Genomic DNA, 20,815 nt, shown 5'->3' on the forward strand with positions numbered 1-20,815 from the left:
CTCGGCTGGGAAACCCCAGCCGAGCGCCTCACTGAGCTACTGGACCCAGCCAGCTGACCAGCAGTGTTGCAACGATCCCTCGAATTCGCCCTCGACCGGGGCCCGGCGCCGTCAGGCGTCTTTGCGCCGGGCGAGCGTGATGCCGTCGGCCATGGTGAGCATGCTCAGGTCCACCCGCTCGTCCGCGTGCAGGCGGGCGTTGAGTTCACGGATACCCGCGGTGTCGGCGTCCGTGAACTGCGGATCGGTGACCCGGCCGAAGAAGAGCGTGTTGTCCACGACGACGAGGCCGCCGGGTGCGAGCAGTTCCAGGGACAGCTCGTAGTAGCGAAGGTAGTTGGCCTTGTCCGCGTCGATGAACACCAGGTCGAAGACGCCCTGGCCCTCGTCGGCGAGCAGCTTCTCCAGGGTCTTTGCCGCGTCGCCCACCCGGAGGTCGATCAGGCCGTCCACCCCGGCCCGCTTCCAGAACTCCGCGCCGATCGACGGCCAGCGGTCGGTGATGTCGCATGTCACCAGTCGTCCGTCGGCCGGCAGGGCGCGGGCCATGCACAGGGTGCTGTAGCCGGTGAAGGTGCCGATCTCCAGGACCGCGGCCGCCCGGGTGAGCCGGACCAACAGCGCGAGGAACTGCCCTTCCTCCGCGGGTACTTGAAGGGCGACGCCGCCGGGCAGCTCGGCGGTCGCTTCGCGCAGTTCCAGCAGGAGGTCGTCCTCGCGCAGCGAGGTCTGCCTGACGTACTCGAGAAGCCGTGGCGTCATGCCGATCTGCTCAGCCATGGGGGATCTCCGTCCCGGTGGGAGTCGGTGTGAGCGGCACGCCGGGCGGCGGGGGAGCGCCGGACGGCGAGCCGTGCGTGCTCGGGTACGGCCCGCCTCGGCGTCGTTCCGCGCGGTCAGCGCCCGGCGTGCCCGGGGGTGGGGGAAATCTGGGGGCCGTGGCCGCCCACGCCCTCGTCGTCCGCGCCGTGCCACAGCCTGGCGTCGTAGGGAATGTCGGACACCGCGATGATGGCTGGATCTCCGGTCGATGGGCGGGCCGACATGGTGTCGGCCGGTTCACCGACGAGCGCGCGGACATGGAGGCGCAGCCGTTCCACATCGTCGGCCAGTCTGGTGAGCGCGGGAGGCTCGCCGAATCCGGAGGACCGCAGTGAGCCGACGCAGTGCGCCAGCCGGTCCACGGTACCGAGCAGTTCTCTGATGGCGGCTGGGGGCATCGAGCTTCCTCCGAGTCTGCCTAATGAGTGCCCGCGCCGAAGACCGGGAGCGAGCTCAGGCGATCGCGGACCGTGCTGTGCACCGCGTCCGGATGATCGTTGAGAAAGAAGTGACCGCCCTTGAACACCTGCGTGGTGAACGGCCCCTCCGTGTACTCGCGCCACGCCTCGACCTCCGCCACGGCCGCACGCGGGTCGGCGTCCCCCGTCAGCGCCACCACCGGGCAGCGCAGTGGCGGCCCGGGCACATGTACATAGGTCTCCGCCGCGCGATAGTCGCCGCGTATGGCGGGCATGACCATCTGGAGGATCTCCGGGTCGGCCAGTGCCATGGCGCCGGATCCGCCCAGCAGCTCCAACTCCCGCAGAATTCCCCGGTCGTCGCGCTGGTGGATGTACTCACTGCGCTCGAAGCGCGGCGCCCGGCGCCCGGAGAGGAACACGGTGACCGGGCTGTTCGCCCCGCCCTCCCGCTCCAGTCGGCGTGCCACCTCGTAGGCGAGGGTGGCGCCCATGCTGTGCCCGAACAGCGCCAGCGGCCGGTCGTCGGCCGATGCGGTCAGGACCGACACCAGCCGGTCGACCAGCTCCGGAACGTTGTCGACGCACTTCTCGGCCCGCCGGTCCTGACGGCCCGGGTACTGCACGGCCAGCACCTCCGCCGTGGGCGGCAGAGCGTTCGCCATGGCGTGGTAGGCACTCGCCGATCCGCCGGCGTGCGGGAAACAGACGAGTCGTGCCCGGGCCCGGGGGGCGGCCACGAAGCACCGGAGCCACAGGTCCGGTTCCTCGGCGCTTCGATCCATCGTCCGTCCTTCGCCCTGGTAGGTCATGTGCCTGCCGGCAACGTAACGGAGGTTAGGCAGCCCGAATCGGTGGCGGCCACCCCTAGCCACCCCCTACGACCCCCAGAGATCCTTCCAGCCACCCCAGATCCGCTGCCTCGGCGCGGGGAGCAGCCGGTAGAAAGTGCTGCATGAGATCTTCCGGACGGGTATCAGGCAGGCTCATGGCAACAAGTGATCTTCATGTGGCCTATCCGGAGAACCGGCACATCGTGGCCGGCATGCGTCCCCAGTCCGACGACGACTGGCTCATCGTGGCCGGCGACGTCGGTGAGATTACCGAGGACTTCACGTGGGCGCTGACCCTGTTGCGAGAACGATTCGACACTGTGATCTGGGCACCGGGGAACCACGAACTCTGGACCCCTCCCAGCGACCCCGTTCAGTTACGCGGGGAGGAACGCTACCGCCATCTCGTGGACATCTGCCGCGGGCTCGGCGTCCTCACCCCCGAGGACCCGTACCCCGTGTGGGACGGACCGGGCGGCCCCGTCACCGTCGCACCCCTCTTCGTCCTCTACGACTACAGTTTCCGCACTCCCACCGCCGCGACCAAGGAGCAGGCGCTCGCGCAGGCCTACGAGGCCGGTGTGGTGTGCACCGACGAGATGCTCCTGCACCCCGACCCGTACCCGAGCCGCGAGGCGTGGTGCCACGCCCGGCTGGTGGAGACCGAGCGCCGGCTCGCCGAGCGCGATCCCGAGCTGCCGACCGTACTGGTCAACCACTTTCCCCTGGTACGGGATCCGACAAGGGTCCTGTACCACCCGGAGTTCGCCCAGTGGTGCGGAACCGAACAGACCGCCAAGTGGCATGTGCGGTTCGACGCCAAGGTCGTGGTCTACGGGCATCTGCACATCCCCCGCACCACCTGGCACGACGGAGTCCGCTTCGAGGAGGTCTCGGTCGGCTACCCCCGCGAGCACCGGCAGCGCGGCATGCCCCGAGGCGTCCTGCGCCAGATCCTTCCGGCGGTGACCGCGTGATCGACCAGTTGCTGCCCGCCACGGTCGCCTCCGCCTGGGCCCGGGAGGACCTGCCCGACACCCGCCTGTTCCCCGAGGAGGAAGCGGCACTCGGCGACGCCGTCGACAAACGCCGCCGCGAGTACACCACCGTACGGGCCTGCGCCCGCAGGGCCTTCACCCAACTCGGCATGGCACCGGCCCCCGTCGTCCCCGGTCGCCGCGGGGCGCCGCGGTGGCCGGACGGGCTGGTCGGAAGCATGACGCACTGCGCCGGCTACCGTGCCGCCGCCCTCGCCCGGGCGTCCGACGCCCTCGCCCTGGGGATCGACGCCGAGCCCCACCAGCCCCTGCCGGAGGGGGTCCTCGACGTCGTGGCCCGGTCCGAGGAACGCTCCTGGATCGCGGGGCAGGGCGGTGGTACCGGAGTGTGGTGGGACCGGCTGCTGTTCGGCGCCAAGGAAGCCGTCTTCAAGGTCTGGTACCCACTCACGGGCCGCGAACTGGACTTCGACGAGGCCGTCGTCGACTTCCGTCCCCGGGAAGTCGCCCCGGGACACGCGTCGGGTGTCTTCGACGCCCGGCTGCTGGTGCCCGGTCCACGCATGCTCACGGAACTCTCCGGCCGCTGGCTGGTACGGGACGGCCTGTCCGTCACCGCGATCGTCCTGCCCGCTCGGTCACCCGTACACGGGTGACCGCTGCGGAAAGGGTTCCACCCACTGTCGCGTCGCGTGGTGCGCGCCCAGCGTGCCACGGGGGACCTCGCGATCGACGGAATCGCATCATGTTTTCGTAGGGGTGAGGCAGTTATGGAGTTCTTGTTGCTAGGTCCCCTGGTCATCCGGTCGGGCGGGAACGAGTTGCGAGTGCCCGCCGCGAGGCAGCGGGTGATTCTCGCCGCCCTTGTGCTCAACGCGAACCGAGTGGTCCCGGTGGACAACATCGCGAGCTTTGTCTGGGACGGCACCCCGCCGCCCAGCGCCGTCGCCACGATCCGCACCTATGTCATGCGGTTACGTCAGGTCCTGGGCAGGGCCGGGAGGGCGCGGATCACCACCCGAGCGCCGGGCTATCTGATCGAACTGGAGGAGGACGAGACCGACCTCGGACGGTTCACCGCCCACCGGAAGACCGCCGACGCCCTCGTCCAGGCGGGCCGCACCGCGGAGGCCGCCGAGGAACTCCGCAAAGCGCTCGCCCTGTGGCGGCACGACCCGCTGGTGGACGTACCCTCGCGCACCCTTCAGGACATGGAGGTCTCTCATCTGCAGCGGCTCCATCTGCAGACCCGCATCTGGTGCGTGGACCTCGAGCTCGAACTGCAGCGCCATGCCGAGATCCTGCCCGAGCTGTGGCAGATGGTGCGGGAACATCCGCTCCACGAGGGGCTCATCGGCCGTCTCATGCTGGCGCTGTTCCGCTCGGGCCAGCAGCCGGAGGCCCTCGACCTGTTCCAGCGGACCCGCGCCGCGCTCATCGACCAGCTCGGCACCGAGCCCGGCTCCGAACTACGCGCCGTCCAGCGGCGCATCCTGCGCGCCGAGGACGAGCCGCCGCGGCATCGGGCCGCCTTCGAGGAGCGCCCCGAGGTACACGGCGGCCCCGGCCGGCCCTGGCCCGGCTGGCCGCCCCCCGCCCAACTGCCCCAGGGCGTCACGGACTTCACTGCCCGAGGCCGGGAGACCGCCGCGCTGGGACGGCTGCTGCGCGGCAAGGCGCCCGCCGCGGGCCCGGCCACCACGGTCGTGATCAACGGTGCCGCCGGCATCGGCAAGACCGCGCTGGCACTGCACGCGGCCCACTCCGTCCGCGGTGACTTCGCCGACGGACAGGTCTACGCGGACCTGGAGGGCAGCACGGGGAACCCCGCACAACCCGCCGAGGTCCTGGCCCGGTTGCTCGTCGGCCTCGGGGTGCCCGATGTCGCGGTGCCGAGGACGATGGTCAACCGCACCTCCCTCTTCCGGTCCCTGGTCGCCGACCGCCGCATGCTCATCGTGCTCGACGACGCCATGAGCACCGCCCAGGTCCGCCCCCTCATCCCCGGCAGCGGCGGAAGCCGGGTGATCGTCACCAGCCGCCACCGGCTCGCCGACCTCGAAGGGGTCCACGACGTCACCCTGGACGCGCTCGACGCGGAAGCCTCGCTGCAACTGCTGGAACGATTCGTCGGCCGTTCCCGCATGGACGCCGAACGTGCCGCCGCACACCGGCTCGTCGAAGCGTGCGCCGGTGTGCCGCTGGCCCTGCGCATCGTCGGCACCCGGCTGCGCTCACGACCCCGCCGCAGCCTCGGAGCCCTGGCCCACCGCCTGCTCGAACAGCGGCGCCTGCTCGACGAACTGCACATCGGCGATCTGTCGGTCCGCACCGGACTCGACGCGGGATACGCCGCCCTGCGCGGCCGGTCCGTGCACGGCATCGATCTCGCGGCGGCGTTCCGCAGACTGGGCGCGGGCAACATGCCGTACGTCCGCGGCGAGACCGCGGCGGTGCTGCTGGGCTGCTCCCAGGAGAACGCCGAGGACGTGCTCGACGTGCTGGTCGACGCACACCTGCTGCGGGAGCACGACCACTTCCGCTACCACCTCGACGCCCTGGTGCGCGCGTACGCCCGTGAACGCGCCGACGCCGAGGAGGGTCCGGAGTACCAGGTGGAGACACTGCGCTGCCTGCTGCGGTGGTACCTGCACACCCTCTTCCGCAGCGTCCGCCCAGGCCGGACGGGGGAGCCGGAAGGGACGTACCTACTGCGCCCGCCGACCGTGAACTGGACGGACGACGACCGCGCCGGACTCGTCGAGGCCCTCGCCGAGGCGGAGCGGACCGGCGTCGACCTGGTCGGCCGCCGACTGGTCGGTGAACTACGGGTACGGCTGCCACCGGTCGTGGCGCCCCGGGCCGCGTCCGGGTGAACCCTGGGCGGCCACGGACCGCCGCCCGGCCCGTCCCCACCCAGACGTCGCCGCCGTCCCTCTCCCCAGCCGTACGCCGTCCCTCTCCCCAGCCGTACGCCGTCCCCTCCCCAACCTCCCGCAGCCTCTCCGTGCTGCCGCCCTCGGCCCGTCCGCGCCCGCCCGCGGACCGCCCAGTGACGACACTTCAGGAGCCCTCATGGACCCCTTGACCGAAGCGGTGCTCGCCGGCGCGCCTCCCGACCGGCTGGCGAAGGAACCCCTGCCCACCGAGTACACCGCCGCCCATCTGCGCGCCGAGGACGTGGACGTGTTCGGCGACGCCGCCGACCGGGACGTACGCCGCACCCTCCGGGTCGGGCCCGTACCCATGCCCGAACTGGCCGTGGACGAAGTGCTGATCGCCGTGATGGCCAGCAGCATCAACTACAACACCGTCTGGTCGGCGACCTTCGAACCCGTACCGACCTTCACCTTCCTGCGCAGACTGGGCCGTCAGGGCGGATCCGCCGCCAGGCACGACCTGCCCCAACACGTCGTCGGATCCGACGCGGCCGGGGTCATCGTCCGGACGGGTGCCGGGGTACGGCGCTGGCAGGTGGGTGAGCACGTCGTCGTCAGCTGCGTCCAGGTGGACGACCAGGAACCCGCCACCCACGCCGACGGCATGCTCGGTGCCGAGCAGCGCATCTGGGGTTTCGAGACGAACTTCGGCGGACTGGCCCACTACGCGGTGGTCCGGGCCAGCCAACTGCTCCCCAAGCCGGCCCACCTCACCTGGGAGGAAGCCGCCTCGACGATGCTGTGCGCCGCCACCTCCTACCGGATGCTCGTCAGCGACCGGGGCGCCCGGATCAAACAGGGCGACATCGCGCTGATCTGGGGCGCCACCGGCGGACTCGGCGCCTACGCCGTCCAGCTGGTGAAGAACGCCGGCGGCATCGCCGTGGGTGTCGTCAGCACGGAGGAGAAGAGCCGACGGGCGCGGGCGCTCGGCTGCGACGTCGTCATCAACCGCGCCGACATCGGCCTGGACGGCGATCTCGCGGACGACCCGGACGCGAGCATAGAGGCCGGCAAACGCCTCGGCAGGATCATCCGCGCCGAGACCGGCGAGGACCCGCACGTCGTGTTCGACTACATAGGCAGGGCCACGTTCGCCATCTCGGTCTTCGTCGTCCGCCGCGGCGGCACCGTGGTCACCTGCGGATCCAGCACCGGCTATCAACACCGTTTCGACAACCGGTACTTGTGGATGCACCTCAAACGGATCGTGGGCAGCCACGCCGCGAACCTCCAGGAACAGGCCGAGTGCAACCGGCTGTTCCGCCTCGGCCACCTCGTTCCGGTGCTCTCCGCCGTCCACCCGCTCGCCGAGGTGGCGGAGGCCGCCCGGCTCGTCCAGACCAACCGGCACACCGGCAAGGTCGGCGTCCTGTGTCTTGCGCCCCGGCCCGGTCTCGGGGTGACCGACCGGGCCCTGCGGGACCGCGTGGGCGAGGACCGGCTGAACCTGCTGCGCGACGCCGCTCCGGCGACCCCCGCGGTCGTCGCCGGACGAGGGGGGACCGGGCGATGAACGACATCCAGAAGGTCGGAGTCGTGGGCTGCGGTGTCATGGGCTCGGGCATCGCGCACGTCTGCGCCCTCGCCGGAGTCGACGTCGTGGTCGCGGCATCCTCGCCCGAATCGCTCGTCAGGGGCAGGGCGCGGCTCACCGGCTCGCTCGACCGGGCGCTGGGCAAGGGTCGGATCACCGACCGGGACCACGAGAACGCCCTGGCCCGGGTGTCGTACACCAGTGACCTGGCCGAACTGGCCGACCGGCAGCTGGTCATCGAGTCGATCAGCGAGGACGAGCAGGCCAAGCGCGACCTGTTCGCCAGGCTGGACCAGGTGCTCCAGGACCCCGAGACCGTCCTCGCCTCCAACACCTCCTCCCTCTCGGTCCTCAGACTGGCCCGGGCCACCGCCGACGGCGGCCGGGTGCTGGGCGTCCACTTCTTCAACCCGGTGCCCGCCCTGCCGCTGGTCGAGCTGGTCCCCACTCTCCTCACCCGGGAGAAGACCGCGGTACGGGCCGAGGAATTCGTGACGGACACGCTCGGCAAGCGCGTCATCCGGTCCCCGGACCGCGCCGGCTTCACGGTCAACGCCCTGCTCATTCCGTACCTCTTGGCCGCCGTACGCATGGTGGAGGCGGGCCACGCGTCGGCGGAGACGGTGGACGACGCCATGACGCTGGGCTGCTCCCACCCGATGGGCCCGCTGCGGCTCGCCGACCTGATCGGGCTCGACGTGGTCACCTCCATCGCCGAGGCCCTCCACGACGAGTTCCGCGAGCCCCAGTACGCCCCGCCACCGCTCCTGCGGCGCCTGGTAGAGGCCGGCATGCTGGGCCGCAAGACGGGCAGGGGGCTCTACGACTACGCCCCTTGACCGCCCGCCCGGAGCATCTGGCTCGCGGCGAGCTCGCGGTAGAGGGCACTGCCGGCCAGCAATTCCTCGTGGCGTCCGGCGGCGGCTGTGCGGCCGTCCTGGAGCACCACGATGTGGTCGGCGTGCTGCACGGTGGACAGACGGTGGGCGATGACCAGCAGGGCGCACTCCTGGGCGATGTCCTTCATGACGGTGGTGAGTGCCGCTTCGTTGATCGCGTCCAGGTGGGAGGTGGGCTCGTCCAGGAGGAGCAGCGCGGGGCCGGCCAGCAACGCGCGGGCGAGGGCGACCCGTTGACGTTCGCCGCCGGAGAGGTTGCCCCCGCGTTCACCGATGACGGCGGCAAGGCCCCCGGGCAGCCGCTCGACGACCTCTTCCAGCCGGGCCAGTTCGACGACGCGACGGATCTCCGCTTCCGTGGCGTCGGGTACGGCGTAGGTGATGTTGTCGCGCAGGGTGCCGTGGACGACATGGGTGTTCTGGTCGACCACGGCGATGCCCTGGCGACAGGCACCACGGGTGAGTTCGGTCGCGGGGGCCCGTCGAAGAGCAAGGTGCCCGCATCCGGCTCGTAGAACCTCGCGGCCAGGGCGAACACCGTGCTCTTGCCGGCGCCGGACCTGCCCACCAGGGCCACGTGCCGGCGCTGCGGGACGGCGAACGAGACACCGCGCAGGACCGGCCGCTCCGGGGCGTAGCCGAAGTGGACGTCGCGCAGGGCGAGGACGGGCTGTTCGCGGGTGCCGGACGGCCCGGTCGGCCGCCCTCATCTCCAGCCGGAGCAGCCGGCCCACCAGCCCGTGCCGGAGTTGCCGCACGACACCTTCGCCCATCCGTTCCAGAGCAGCGGGGAGGCCGTCGCCGCGGCATCGAGCAGGGCCCGGCGGGCCATTCGCTCGGCCTCGGGGGTCACCCAGTCGAACAGGCGCGGGGCCATGCCCCAGCCGAGACCCGTCGTGACGGACGGGGGCAGCGGGCCACGTAGGCCACCGGCGGCGTCGGCGAGCCACTTCCCGTACGGCCGGGAGTCGGCGAGAGCGCCCAGTGTGCCGCCGATCGGCCATTGCCACAGCGCCCGGAACCCGCGCAACTGGCGCAGGGCGAACAGCGGACGGGTGCGCAGCAGCCGGTGGTAGTACGCCTCGGAGCACCATGCCACGTGGTCGCCGCCGATGCCGGTCAGGTGCAGTCGGCTGCCGCGTGCGGCGAGGCCGGGAAGGTGGTGCAGCACCCGGGAGCGGTCCATGACGCCGATGGTGGGTTCGTCGAGGAGGTCGTCGATGCCGAGCAGGTCGTCGTAGACCAGCGGCGAGGCGTCGGCGTCCCAGACCACGTGTTCGACGTCCGGCAGGTGCCCCATCGCGCGCTTCGCCCAGGACAGGTCGGTGTCCGCCGGATCCCGTCCCGGCCAGGTACTGGCCACCACGCGGGCGGGGGAGCGGTCGGCCAGGAAGCAGAGGGAGGTGGAGTCCAGGCCCCCGGAGAGGTCGCAGCTCAGCACGCCGCCCTGACGGGTGCGTGCACCGACGGCCTCCTCCAGTGCCGTCCGGATCAGGGGCGCCGCTCCGGCAAGCGGCCGGACCGGCTCCGGCGGTGTCCACCACCGGGTGTGCCGTACGGTGCGGCCGTCCGCGGCGACGACCACGGCGTCCTGCGGAGGAACGGCGGTGACCGCACGCCACATCGATGTCTCGGCCCAGGGGGCTGAGCCCGTGCGCTGTCGGTCGGCACAGGGCTCATCGGGAACCCGGGCCGGGAAGCGGATGCAGCAACAGGTAGCTGCAGAGCGTGGGGTCAAGGCAAGAGCCCTTGCAAAGGTCGGATATGCCTTATGCGCGCTCCTGGGCCAGCAGTTGCCAACCCCCGGCACCGCCACCACCGGCGCCGCCACCAGGCGCGGGGCCCGCGTGTGCTGCCCTGGCTGGGAAGCCGAAGGACGACGGGGCCGCCCTCGGAGACCGCAACCGGAACCACCTGCGGCGTCGGGGCGCTCGCGGGCGCGGCCCCGGAGGGCGCCGCGATGGCGTCGGACCGGCCACGGGAAGGGGAGTGCCGGCGCTGTGGCCGCTGGCGCCGGCTGTGCGGCCGGTGCGGGCTGTGCCCTCAGCTGCTGCACCTGCAACGACGACGACGGCGGCCCGGACGAGGGAGAGCCCTGGCAGTTCGGTGAGGGCAATCGCGGCGGCGGCTCGGGACAGAACGGCTCCGGGGGTGACGGCTGGTTCGGAGGTTCGGGCGGCGGCAACTCGGGCGGATCCTCCGGTGGTTCGGGCGGTTCCGGCGGCTCCGGCGGGTCGAGTGGCTCCGGCGGTTCCGGTGGTGGTTCGGGTGACGGCTGCGGCGGCGGTGGTGGCGGCTGCTGCAACCCGTGCAAGTGCTGCTGCGACTGCTGCGACTGAACGGCCGACGACCCGGGCGAGCCCCGGACCTGGAGGGAGCCGGGTCCGGGGGCCGCTCGTCACGTCGATCGTGAAGGTCACCGACGGTGGCTTGATCGTCTACGCCTACTCGACGGCGACAGCGACGCCAGGCCCAAAGTGGGCATCAACCTCGCGCACCGGAGCGGCGGTTGGCCCGTCGCCTACCGAGAGGGACCGTGGTGTCGACCGTGCCGACCCCGCCTCTCGTGCACATGGCGGCCCAGCAGCGCGCCGCCGAACACCACGAAGCCGACGCCGATGAGCCAGGACTGGATGATCAGAACGGTGCCGACCGCCCCGTAGGTGATCGCGTTGCTCACGATCAGCGGTGAGAACACCTGGTCCGAGAACCAGCGCAGGCCGCCCAGGCCCGCCACCGTGGCCAACGCGCCCGGGAAGAGGGCACCCCACGGCACCCGCTCACCCAGCAGGAAGTGCTGGCCCCACCAGAAGAACAGCACCCCGAACAGCAAGGCGAGGATGACGCGTACGGCCGACTGTGCGAGCCCGTCCCGCAGTACCGCCCCGCTCCGCGTCTCGGCCAACAGATATCCCAGGAGCGCGGCCAGCCACACGACGCGGCGCCACGCATGGTGCCAGGGACCGGCGGGTACCTCCCAGATCCTCTCGTAGCCGTTCTGCACACTCGCGGCGAAGCTGACGCCGAACAGCGCGACGAGCAGCCCACTGAGGAGGCTGGTCGCGCTCAGCACCTTGCGCGGTGCGGCGAACAGGTCGAGCACCACGTCGGCCGGGCGCCCGGACAGGCTCATCGCGTCGATCACCCACAGGGCGAAGCTCCGCTCCTGGAAGGGCAGCGCCGCCGCCACGACGATCAACAGGGGAACCAGCGTCACCAGGCCGAACGCGGAGAAGCCCATGGCCCGGTGCAGCAGTTCCAGTTCGCTGCCGTGCCGCCAGAGCCGTCCGGCGGCCGAGTCGTGCCAGCGGGACCGCAGTCGGTGGTGGTGGGGCGGCCGCGGCTCCCGCGCGGAGCCGGAGCCGGAGGGGGCCATCACGTGCGCCTCACTTCCCGGCGCGCCCGGACGGGCGGGACGGGGCCATGGCCCAGCGGATGGTCCGCGTCACGGCCTGGCCGGTGGGGCGTACGGCGAGGTTCTCGACGACCGGCACGCGGGGCAGCCACAGCATGCCGCGGGCCCAGTGCGGGAGCAGTGCGACGGCGTTCACGGCCAGGGCGCCGTAGAAGGGCCGTACCACGAGGGGCAGGGGAGGCTGGAACAGCAGGAAGCGGGCGGCGGCCCTGGCCTCGGGCGTGGCCCGCAGCTCGGGCCGGTAGGCGCACAGGCGCTCGGACAGCTCGTGGCGGTCACGCGGCGGGTCGGTCACCCCGAGCGCCTCTGCGACGCGCGCGGTGTCGGCGACATAGGCGTCGTAGCCGACGGCATCCAGGGGACGGGCTCCGTAGCGTTCGTGGGCCCGCAGGAAGCTCTCCGTCTCGGCGGCGTGCACCCAGCCGAGCAGATGCGGATCGGCCGCGTGGTAGGGGACCCCCTCGGCGGTGGCCCCCCGGATCCGCTCGTGGATGCCGCGGACGCGATCGACCGCCCGCTGGGCGTCCGCGGCGGTGCCGTAGGTGGTCATGGCCAGGAACGTGCTGGTGCGCTGCAGCCGGCCCCACGGGTCGCCGCGGTAGCCGGAGTGCCCGGCCACCGCCGCCATGGCGAGCGGGTGGAGGGACTGCAGCAGCAGTGCGCTCAACCCGCCGATGAACATCGAGGCGTCACCGTGAACCGTGCCGATCGGGCGGTCGGGCCCGAACCAGCGCGGCCCGGGGGTGTCGTGTATGCGGGCCCGCACCGCCGGTCCGTCGGGTCCGGCGACACGGCGGAACAGGGCCTGGCTCAGTTGGTCACGGACTACGGTCAGCACGCTCGGCCTCCCCTCTCCTACTGCCCAGTGTCCGGCATACCATCCTCAAACCGGCATAAGGGTGCATTCCGTCAACGGGTGGGCGTGTGTCGAGGGGGAGTGGCAGCCGACCCATGCGACGGGGAGGGCAGGGGGCTAACGTCGCGCGCATGGTCGAACACGACGCTCCCCGTCTCGATGCGCCCCGTCCACATGCCCCCCATCTCGATGATCTCCGCCCCGGTGATCTCCGTGCCACCCGCGAGGCCTACGACGCCGCCGCCGTCACCTACGCCCAGCTGTTCCACGACTCACTGCGCGATCTCCCTCTGGACCGCGCGATGTTGGGTGTCTTCGCCGAGGTGGTCCGCGCGGCCGGGGACGGCAGGGTCGCGGACCTGGGGTGCGGGCCCGGCCATGTCACCGCTCACCTGGCCGGGTCGGGGCTGGAGGCGTTCGGCGTCGACGCCTCTCCCGCGATGATCGAGTTGGCTCGGCAGGCCCATCCCGAGCTGCGGTTCGAGGTGGGTTCGATGACCGCGTTGGACATCCGCGACGGCGAGCTCGACGGCGTACTCGCACGATGGTCCGTCATCCACACTCCACCCAGCCAACTTCCCGTCATCCTGGGCGAGTTCCATCGGGTGCTCGCGCCCGGCGGCCATCTGCTGATCGGCTTCTCGGCGACCGACGGCCCGGCCCACCCGACGCAGGTCTTCGACCACGCCGTCGCGCCGGCCTACCGGTGGTCGCCCGATCATCTCGCCGCGCTGCTGCGCGAGTCCGGGCTGACCGAGACGGCCCGGCTGGTGCGCGAGCCGCAGCCCACCGACCGGCGGCAGTTCAAGGGGGTCCACCTGCTCGCCCGCAAGGCCCCGGCACCGCCCGCCTGACAGAGGCGGCGGGCCTCCAGCGGGGCCCGTGTTCGGCCGGATGCGGTCTGTGCACGGTGGGGCGTACCCCAGTAGTTTGTGCGACCGTCGCCGTCCTGGGGGGTCTCGTGAACGGTCTCCGCGCGGTCATGGTCTGTCTCGTGCTCACGTGCGTCGCGGCGACGTCACCGGCCGTCGCGGCAGCACCCGCTGTCGCCTCACCCGTGACATCACCCGCCGTGGCTGCGAAGCCGGCCTGGTCGGCGCTGGCGGTGCCGGCGGCGGCCCCACCGGTGGCCGTGGCCGATCTCGCCGCCCGGGGGCCCCGCGAGGCCTGGGCGACCGGCTCCGAGCAGACCGCCGACGGCCCGCGGCCCACGTTGTACCGGTGGGACGGCACGGCATGGAGCCGTGACACCACCTTCCCCGGCGCCGACGCGACGGGCCGGCTCGGCAAGGTGCGGTTCGTCGGCGACGAGGTGTGGATCCTCCACGTACGCGACGGGGCGGGGGAGATCCTGCGCCGGTCGGCGGCGGGCGCGTGGAGTGCCGTACCGCTGCCGCGGGAGCTGCGCGTCCACCAGGACTTCACCGCCGTACCCGGCGCGGCATGGGTGGTCGGCGAGGACGACACCGGCCTGAAGGTGCTGCGGTACGACGGCTCCGGCTGGACCGCGCAGCCCACCCCGGACGGTGTGCTCTACCTGATGGGGATCACCACGCGTGCCGCCGACGACGCCTGGGCCTGGGCGGACACCACCACCGGCACCACCGTCCTGCGCTGGGACGGTACGGCCTGGCGGGACGCGAACGTGCCCCTGCCGCCGGACAGCAACGTGCACACGGTCCTGCTCGAACCGTCGGGGCGGGTCACGATCGGCGGCACCCGGTACGCCGACGGCGTGCCCGGTACCTACCTGATGACCTTCGACGGACACTCCTGGCACACCAGCCACCCACCGCTGGGCGACACTCACACCGCGGGCATGGTGCGCGGCCCGGACGGCGCACTGTGGCTGCCGGTGCGCAGCGACCGCGCGTTCCGGTCGACGTACGCGCGGGTGGACGGTCGCCGCACCACCTACTCCTACGGCCCCGAGCGCACGAACGCGATCGACGTCCGACCGCGGGCCCTGGCGAAGGCCGGGACCTCGCTGCTGGCCTTCGGGACCGTCGAGATCTACGGCTCGAAACCGAACCTGATGAGCGAGCGGCTGGGAGGCTGACCATGGCACGCCGACTTCTCGTCACCGCTCTCGCCGTCACCATGGCCTTCCTGACCCTCATGACCGGGGCCGCGGCGGACACCCTGTCCTGGAGACACGTTCCGGTCCCGGCACAGGTGCGCCCGCAGGCCGGACTGAACGAGGCCGTGGCGCTCGGACCGGACCACGCGTGGGCCGTGGGCGCCGACGGCGTCGGCCGGGAGGCGCCGGGCTTCCCGCTGGTACTGCGCTGGGACGGAACCGCGTGGCAGCGCCACACGCTGTCCGGCGTCGGGTGGCAGGGAGAACTGCTCTCCATCGCCGCCGTCTCGTCGGCCGAGGCCTGGGCGGTCGGCCGCGACGCGGCGGGCGGCGCCCGCCTGCTCCGCCACGACGGCACCGTCTGGCGCGAGAGCCGCCCCCCGAGCGGTGTCGTCCTGACCAGGGCCGTCGCCGGCGCCGGCGAGACCTGGCTGACCGGTTCCCAGGACGGCGCGCAGGTACTGCTGCGCCGGGACGGGCGCGGCTGGCAGGACGTGCCGGTACCGCCGGGATCGGTGTACGGGCTGCACATCCTGGCGGCCGACGACGTCTGGGCCGCGGGCGCCACCGGCTCGGGCGCTGCCGTGTCGCACTGGGACGGGCGGACGTGGCAGCAGACGATCGTGGACGGGTTCCCGCGCTCGGCCGTCGGCAGTGTGCTGGCGGTCTCGCCGACGGAGGTGTGGGCGGGCGGCACCGCCGGATTCATCGGTGGCCCGGCCGGCCGCCCGATACCGCCGCTGCTGGTCCGCTTCGACGGGCAGACATGGAACCGGGTGACCGTCCCCACCGACTTCGGCGGGATCACCTCACTCACGCCCACCAGGTCCGGTGCGCTGGGCTGGGTCGCGGTGTCCCGTTCGCAGAAGTGGGGCCCGCCGGGGAGTAGCCCGCCGCTCGTCTCGGGCCCCGACTTCCTGCACTGGGACGGTCAGGCGTTCACCGGGTACGACGAGCCGACGGTGGCGGGGGAGGGCGAGTCCTCGGTGCTGCGCCTGGCGCCGGTGCCGGGCACCGGGTCGGTGTGGTCGGTCGGCCGGGCCGCCGGACCCGAGGGCACCTTCGCGCCCCGCGTCCTGCGCTTCGGCTGAACTCCACCACGAGACCCGGTCACGCTGTCACACCCGAGTTCTGCCTGCCAGAGGCTGCGGGGCGAAGGAGCGCAGCAGGTCCGCACCGGGCCGGACCATGCCGTAGCTGCCCTCGGGGACCTCGTTCCAGGCGCCGGGCAGATCGCCCAGGGGTTCGGAGACGATGAGGCGGGTCTCGTCGGAGACCTCGCGCAGGAAGGCCAGGTCGGGGTGGAGCGAGCGCAGCGTCTCCACGCGGGTGCTGTAGAACAGCGAGCGGGACGTCTTCTGGCTGGAGTAACGGAAGGCCCACACCGACTCGCCGTCCGTGACGGCCACCGTCATCTGCAGCGGGTACTCCACCCCGTGCTCGTGACCGACCTGTTCCACCAGTCCCGCCATCCGCGCGACGGCACCCGGAGGGTCCTCCTCCAGGCCGTAGGTCAGCGCCAGCCGGAACATCAGCTCGGAGTCGGTGGACCCCTCGATGCCGGCGAAGAGCTCCGGGTCCACGGCCAGGGAGAGGTCCCGCCGGACCAGATGGAAGTCGGCGATCGCACCGTTGTGCATCCACATCCAGCGGCCGTGCCGGAACGGATGGCTGTTGCTCTGCTGCACCGCCGTACCGGTCGAGGCCCGGATGTGGGCGAAGAACAGCGGGGATTCGACATGGTCGGCGATCTCCCGCAGGTTGCGGTTGCTCCACGCCGGACCGATGTCGCGGAAGATCGCCGGGGTCCGCAGACCCGGCGAGTACCAGCCGATGCCGAACCCGTCACCGTTGGTGGTCTCCACGCCCAGTCGTGAGTGCAGACTCTGGTCGATGAGGGAGTGCGCGGGTCTGTAAAGAATGGTGTCGAGGAGGATGGGCGTTCCCGAGTAGGCGAGCCACCGGCACATCGACCAACCACCTCCTGCCGAGCGGGTAACCAGCATTCCCATGGTGGTGCGGCCGTCCGTTGATCGCCACACGACGGGACACGTGACGAACGTACGACGGGACATGCGCCGGGGCGTACGGCGGGGCACGCGCGGAACGGGTGGGCGCGGTCGGTGTCCTCGCGCCGGACCGGGAGGGCGCGGTCGGTGTCCCCGCGCCGGCGCATGCGGCATCGCTGCGCGCACCCTCAGCTCCGATAACCCCGCAGCTTCCGGTACAGCGTGGCGCGGGCGATGCCCAGGGCCGCCGCCGTGCGGGCCTTGTTGCCACCGTTGCGGCGCAGGGCCTCCAGGATGGCGGAGCGCTCGGCGTGCTCCATGGGGCTGAGCCGCCTGGCTGCCGGGCCCTCACGCACGTGGTCCGGCAGTTCGGCCCGGCGGACGGGCCCCGAAACACGCCGTTGCTCGGCCAACGCCCGGACGACGTGCACGAGTTCGGTGACGTTGCCGGGCCACGGGTGCCGTTCCAGGGCGCGCAGGGCGTCCAGTGTCCAGGTGAGCGGAGGCTGCCCGGGCGCCGGCTTCGGAGCAAGGGCCGTCAGCAACTCCCTGATGTCCTCGGGGCGTTCACGCAACGCGGGCAGACCGACCGAGCGGGCGGCCAGGGTGTCCAGGAGCCGCTGGAGGCAGGGACCCGGGGGCGCCCCGGGCGTGTAGGTGGCCAGCAGGGGGGCGCCCGGGTGTGCTTCGAGGAGTGAGTTGAGCGTCGCGGTGTCGGGCTGCGTGAGACGCTCCACATGGCGGATGAGGAGTGCGTGCCCCTCCTTCAACACCTCGACTGCGGAGCCGAGTTCGCCCTCCGCCGCGTCGACGACCAGCGACTCGGGGGTGAGTTCGTGGGCAAGTGCCGTTTTTCCGGTGCCTCGTTCGCCCACCAGCAGCAAAGGCTCCGGTGACCGGGCCAGCTCCGTGGCCCGACCGACCGCGTGCCGCCACGGCACCGAGCTCCCGGCCAGCGCCACGGCCCTCCGGTCGCCCTGCCCGGCCCGCCCGCCTCGCCCGACCGGCGTGACGGCGTCGGCGCGGAGCGGCTCCAGGACGGCCACCGCGCCGATGACCGACCCACGGTGCGAGACCGGGGTGACCGTCGCGGAACACCGGACGTCCTCCGGCAGCCGGACTCGCCACGCGTCCGAGGCCGCACTGTTCCCGAACAGGGCCTCGCCCCGCGCCGGTTCACCCCAAAGGCGGGTGCCGCCCTGTCCTCCCTCCCGCAGCAGCGCGACCACACCCCGCTCCAGCGCCTCCAGCCCCTCCGGTGACAACAGCCGACCCGCGGCCTCGCTCACCAGCCGGCTGCGGCCGTCGAGGGCGACCACCGCCCGCCCCCGCTCCCGCGCGGCCCGCAGATACGCGTCCAGCAGCACCCGCTCGGCCGGCCGCGACCGCGCAAGGAGCTCCGCCTCCACGGCACCGGCGGCCGCCTCGGCGAGGGAGGCCCACGGATGCGGGGAGCACGCGGCGCACAACTCGGAGGTGACCGTCACGGTGCCCACGGTGCGCCCGGTCTCCGGCCCGAGCACGGGCACGCTGACCGCGGACATGTCCTGCCACAGATCGAGGAAGTGTTCCGGGCCGTGCACCTCGGCGCGCCGGCGGGTGCGCAGCGCCAGTGCCGCGCTGTTGTGGCCGACCACCTGCTCGGAGAGGTCCTCGTGGCACGGATCGCCGGGCGTGCGCCCGGTCGCCCACAGGACGCGCAACCGCTCGTCGGTCAGCAGGAGCGCCGTTCTCCCGATGCCCACGGCCGGGGCGAGCCGTTCGAGCACGGGCAGGGCCGCCGCCAACAGGTCCGACTCGTCCGCGAGTACGCCGCCGAGGCCATCGCCGTCAGGCACTGAGCCGCCGCACTCATCGTCAGACCTCACGACGTCATGCCGTACGCCGAAGAAGCGGGCGCGCTTCCACGCGGCGACGATCTCCTCCGGCACCCCGTCCGGCAGCCGACGGCCTTCGAGGAACGACTCACGGGCCCTGCGCAGCGACGCCATGGCAGGGTCGACGGGGAGATGCTCTGCGGTGGTCACGACCCACTCACCGTACCCGCCATGGTTGAAGGAGCAACAACCACCCCGAACACCACCCCGAACACCACCCCGACCAACCACCCCGAGCGCACCGCACGCACTGTCTCGTATTGAGACACCCACGCTCCCGCACCGCCCTCCATGATCTTGAACGGTCGGTGCCTGTCCTCATTCCCTGGAGCGTCTCCCGTGCACACCGTCGAGCCGGTCGCAGAGCCGGATGTCGTGACCGACGTCCTGATCGTGGGCAGTGGCCCGGCGGGTGCCTCCGCCGCGCTCGCCCTGAGCACGTACGGCGTCCCGAACATCGTGGTCACCCGCTACGCGAGTCTCGCCGACACGCCCCGGGCCCACATCACCAATCAGCGCACCATGGAGGTGCTGCGGGACCTCGGCGTCGAGGACGAGGTCGTCGCGAAGGCGACCCCGCAGCGGCTGATGGGCGACACGACCTTCTGCACCAGCCTCGCGGGGGAGGAGCTGGGCCGGATCCGCTCCTGGGGCAACGACCCGCTCGTCCAGGCCGCGCACGAACTGGCGAGCCCCACCCGGATGTGCGACATGCCGCAGCACCTGATGGAGCCCGTCCTCGTCGACGCGGCCGTCGCGCGCGGCACGAACCTGCGCTTCAGCACGGTCTACAAGTCCTTCGTCCAGGACGACGACGGCGTCACGGTCACCGTCGAGGACCGGCTGCGCGGCGACGAGTACACCATCCGCGCCAAGTACCTGATCGGCGCCGACGGCGGCCGTTCCCAGGTCGCCGAGGACGCCGGGCTGCCGATGGGCGGTCAGATGGGTGTGGCCGGCAGCATCAACATCGTCTTCGACATGGACCTGTCGAAGTACACCGCGCACCGCCCGTCCACCCTCTACTGGGTACTGGCCCCCGGCGCGACCGTCGGCGGCATCGGCGCGGGCCTGGTGCGGTGCGTGCGCCCCTGGAACGAGTGGCTGATCGTCTGGGGCTACGACGTCACCGCGGGCGCCCCCGACCTGACCACCGAGTACGCCGAGTCGATCGTCCGCAGGCTGGTCGGCGACGACGAGATCCCGGTGACCGTCAAGTCGTCGTCAGCCTGGACCGTCAACGAGATGTACGCCGAGACCTACTCCCATGGGAGGGTCTTCTGCGCCGGCGACGCCACCCACCGCCACCCGCCGTCCAACGGCCTCGGCTCCAACACCTCCATCCAGGACTCCTACAACCTGGCCTGGAAGCTCAAGCTCGTCCTCGACGGCACCGCGTCCCCCACGCTGCTCGACACCTACACCGCCGAACGCGCCCCGATCGGCCGGCAGATCGTCACCCGCGCCAACAAGTCCATCGGCGAGACCGCCCCCGTCTTCGAGGCCCTCGACGGTCTCTCCCCGCAGACCCCCGACCAGCTGTGGGCCAACATCGCCGCCCGCAAGGACGACACCGAGGCGGCCGAGAAGCAGCGGGCGCGGCTCCGGGAGGCGATCGCGTTCAAGGTGTACGAGTTCAACGCGCACGGCGTCGACCTCAACCAGCGGTACTCCGCCGAGAGTTCCACGGCGGTCGTCCCCGACGGCACGCCGGACCCCGGCTTCGCCCGCGACCCCGAGCTGTACCACCAGCCGACCTCCCGCCCCGGAGCCAGACTCCCGCACGCCTGGATCACCTCCGGCACCCGCACCCTCTCCACCCTCGACACCGTCGGCCGCGGCCGCTTCACCCTGCTCACCGGCATCGGCGGCACCCACTGGCTCCGGGCCGCAAAGGCCCAGGACCTGGAGATCGCCACCGTCGTCATCGGCCCCGGCCAGGAGTACGAGGACCCGTACGGCGACTGGGCCCGGCTCAGGGCGGTCGCCGACGGGGGAGCGCTCCTCGTACGGCCGGACGGTTACGTCGCCTTCCGCCACGCGACGCCGGCCGCGACCCCGGAGGACGCCGAACGGCTGTTGACCGGGGCGGTGCGGCGCATTCTCGGGCACGGCTGACCGGGGGATCCTT

General features: G+C 72.1%; 17 protein-coding genes and 2 pseudogenes. 10 read left to right on the forward strand and 9 right to left on the reverse strand.

Annotated features, from left to right (window positions below; all coding sequences use genetic code 11):
- Window positions 1–111 precede the first annotated feature (111 nt).
- From E4N62_RS39155 to E4N62_RS39165, 3 genes are all read right to left on the reverse strand, one after another.
- A complete protein-coding gene (locus E4N62_RS39155; protein WP_230222333.1) occupies window positions 112–780 on the reverse strand; it encodes an O-methyltransferase in 669 nt (222 codons plus the stop codon).
- A 116-nt stretch (window positions 781–896) separates the two neighbouring features.
- The gene (locus tag E4N62_RS39160; RefSeq protein ID WP_230222335.1) at window positions 897–1,220 is read right to left on the reverse strand and encodes a hypothetical protein; all 324 of its coding nucleotides are present in this window, start codon (window positions 1,218–1,220) and stop codon (window positions 897–899) included.
- A gap of 20 nt (window positions 1,221–1,240) precedes the next feature.
- Entirely contained in the window at window positions 1,241–2,026 is a 786-nt protein-coding gene (locus E4N62_RS39165; protein WP_308186123.1) for an alpha/beta fold hydrolase, read from the reverse strand.
- Window positions 2,027–2,229: 203 nt separating this feature from the next.
- On the opposite strand from E4N62_RS39165, the gene E4N62_RS39170 reads away from it, so the two are divergent.
- The 5 genes from E4N62_RS39170 (at window position 2,230) to E4N62_RS39190 (ending at window position 8,387) form a co-directional block, all read left to right on the forward strand.
- A complete protein-coding gene (locus E4N62_RS39170) occupies window positions 2,230–3,051 on the forward strand; it encodes a metallophosphoesterase (RefSeq protein ID WP_374117182.1) in 822 nt (273 codons plus the stop codon).
- Window positions 3,048–3,728, forward strand: coding sequence for a 4'-phosphopantetheinyl transferase superfamily protein (locus E4N62_RS39175; RefSeq protein WP_230222339.1), 681 nt, complete (start codon window positions 3,048–3,050; stop codon window positions 3,726–3,728). The genes E4N62_RS39170 and E4N62_RS39175 overlap by 4 nt, the downstream gene beginning before the upstream one ends.
- A 171-nt stretch (window positions 3,729–3,899) precedes the next feature.
- Complete coding sequence (locus E4N62_RS39180; protein WP_308186124.1) at window positions 3,900–5,948, forward strand: BTAD domain-containing putative transcriptional regulator; 2,049 nt, start codon at window positions 3,900–3,902, stop codon at window positions 5,946–5,948.
- A 199-nt stretch (window positions 5,949–6,147) separates the two neighbouring features.
- A complete protein-coding gene (gene ccrA, locus E4N62_RS39185; RefSeq protein WP_230222344.1) occupies window positions 6,148–7,527 on the forward strand; it encodes a crotonyl-CoA carboxylase/reductase in 1,380 nt (459 codons plus the stop codon).
- Window positions 7,524–8,387 (forward strand): 3-hydroxybutyryl-CoA dehydrogenase, encoded by an 864-nt coding sequence (locus E4N62_RS39190; protein WP_230222346.1) that lies wholly within the window; start codon window positions 7,524–7,526, stop codon window positions 8,385–8,387. The genes ccrA and E4N62_RS39190 overlap by 4 nt, the downstream gene beginning before the upstream one ends.
- Here the strand turns inward: E4N62_RS39190 and E4N62_RS39195 are convergent.
- Both E4N62_RS39195 and E4N62_RS39200 read right to left on the reverse strand, forming a co-directional pair.
- A pseudogene (locus tag E4N62_RS39195) lies at window positions 8,375–9,024 on the reverse strand (ATP-binding cassette domain-containing protein). The gene E4N62_RS39190 and the pseudogene E4N62_RS39195 overlap by 13 nt on opposite strands.
- A 207-nt stretch (window positions 9,025–9,231) precedes the next feature.
- Window positions 9,232–10,089: pseudogene (locus tag E4N62_RS39200) on the reverse strand (lasso peptide isopeptide bond-forming cyclase); the annotation flags it as partial.
- A gap of 358 nt (window positions 10,090–10,447) precedes the next feature.
- Here E4N62_RS39200 and E4N62_RS39205 point away from each other — a divergent pair.
- Complete coding sequence (locus E4N62_RS39205; RefSeq protein WP_230222348.1) at window positions 10,448–10,786, forward strand: hypothetical protein; 339 nt, start codon at window positions 10,448–10,450, stop codon at window positions 10,784–10,786.
- Window positions 10,787–10,968: 182 nt separating this feature from the next.
- On the opposite strand, the gene E4N62_RS39210 is transcribed toward E4N62_RS39205, so the two are convergent.
- Together E4N62_RS39210 and E4N62_RS39215 are read right to left on the reverse strand one after the other, a co-directional pair.
- Window positions 10,969–11,823: a YhjD/YihY/BrkB family envelope integrity protein gene (locus tag E4N62_RS39210; protein WP_268270354.1), complete on the reverse strand. Its 855-nt coding sequence runs from the start codon at window positions 11,821–11,823 to the stop codon at window positions 10,969–10,971.
- A 10-nt stretch (window positions 11,824–11,833) separates the two neighbouring features.
- The gene (locus tag E4N62_RS39215) at window positions 11,834–12,700 is read right to left on the reverse strand and encodes an oxygenase MpaB family protein (RefSeq protein WP_230222352.1); all 867 of its coding nucleotides are present in this window, start codon (window positions 12,698–12,700) and stop codon (window positions 11,834–11,836) included.
- 149 nt (window positions 12,701–12,849) lie between these two features.
- Here E4N62_RS39215 and E4N62_RS39220 point away from each other — a divergent pair, with 149 nt between their 5' ends.
- The 3 genes from E4N62_RS39220 to E4N62_RS39230 all read left to right on the forward strand — a co-directional run bounded on the left by E4N62_RS39220 (window position 12,850) and on the right by E4N62_RS39230 (window position 15,889).
- The gene (locus tag E4N62_RS39220) at window positions 12,850–13,572 is read left to right on the forward strand and encodes a class I SAM-dependent methyltransferase (RefSeq protein ID WP_230222355.1); all 723 of its coding nucleotides are present in this window, start codon (window positions 12,850–12,852) and stop codon (window positions 13,570–13,572) included.
- Between the two features lie 107 nt (window positions 13,573–13,679).
- Window positions 13,680–14,777 (forward strand): hypothetical protein, encoded by a 1,098-nt coding sequence (locus E4N62_RS39225; protein WP_230222357.1) that lies wholly within the window; start codon window positions 13,680–13,682, stop codon window positions 14,775–14,777.
- A gap of 2 nt (window positions 14,778–14,779) precedes the next feature.
- Entirely contained in the window at window positions 14,780–15,889 is a 1,110-nt protein-coding gene (locus E4N62_RS39230; RefSeq protein WP_230222359.1) for a hypothetical protein, read from the forward strand.
- Window positions 15,890–15,916: 27 nt separating this feature from the next.
- On the opposite strand, the gene E4N62_RS39235 is transcribed toward E4N62_RS39230, so the two are convergent.
- Window positions 15,917–16,768: a class II glutamine amidotransferase gene (locus tag E4N62_RS39235; protein ID WP_230222361.1), complete on the reverse strand. Its 852-nt coding sequence runs from the start codon at window positions 16,766–16,768 to the stop codon at window positions 15,917–15,919.
- A gap of 227 nt (window positions 16,769–16,995) precedes the next feature.
- Window positions 16,996–18,798, reverse strand: a complete 1,803-nt coding sequence (locus E4N62_RS39240) for a helix-turn-helix domain-containing protein (protein ID WP_230222863.1) — start codon at window positions 18,796–18,798, stop codon at window positions 16,996–16,998.
- A gap of 225 nt (window positions 18,799–19,023) precedes the next feature.
- On the opposite strand from E4N62_RS39240, the gene E4N62_RS39245 reads away from it, so the two are divergent.
- Window positions 19,024–20,802, forward strand: a complete 1,779-nt coding sequence (locus E4N62_RS39245) for an FAD-dependent monooxygenase (RefSeq protein WP_230222363.1) — start codon at window positions 19,024–19,026, stop codon at window positions 20,800–20,802.
- The last annotated feature ends 13 nt before the right edge of the window (window positions 20,803–20,815 follow it).

The sequence above is a fragment of the Streptomyces sp. MNU76 genome, assembly GCF_020982545.1.
GTDB lineage: Bacteria > Actinomycetota > Actinomycetes > Streptomycetales > Streptomycetaceae > Streptomyces.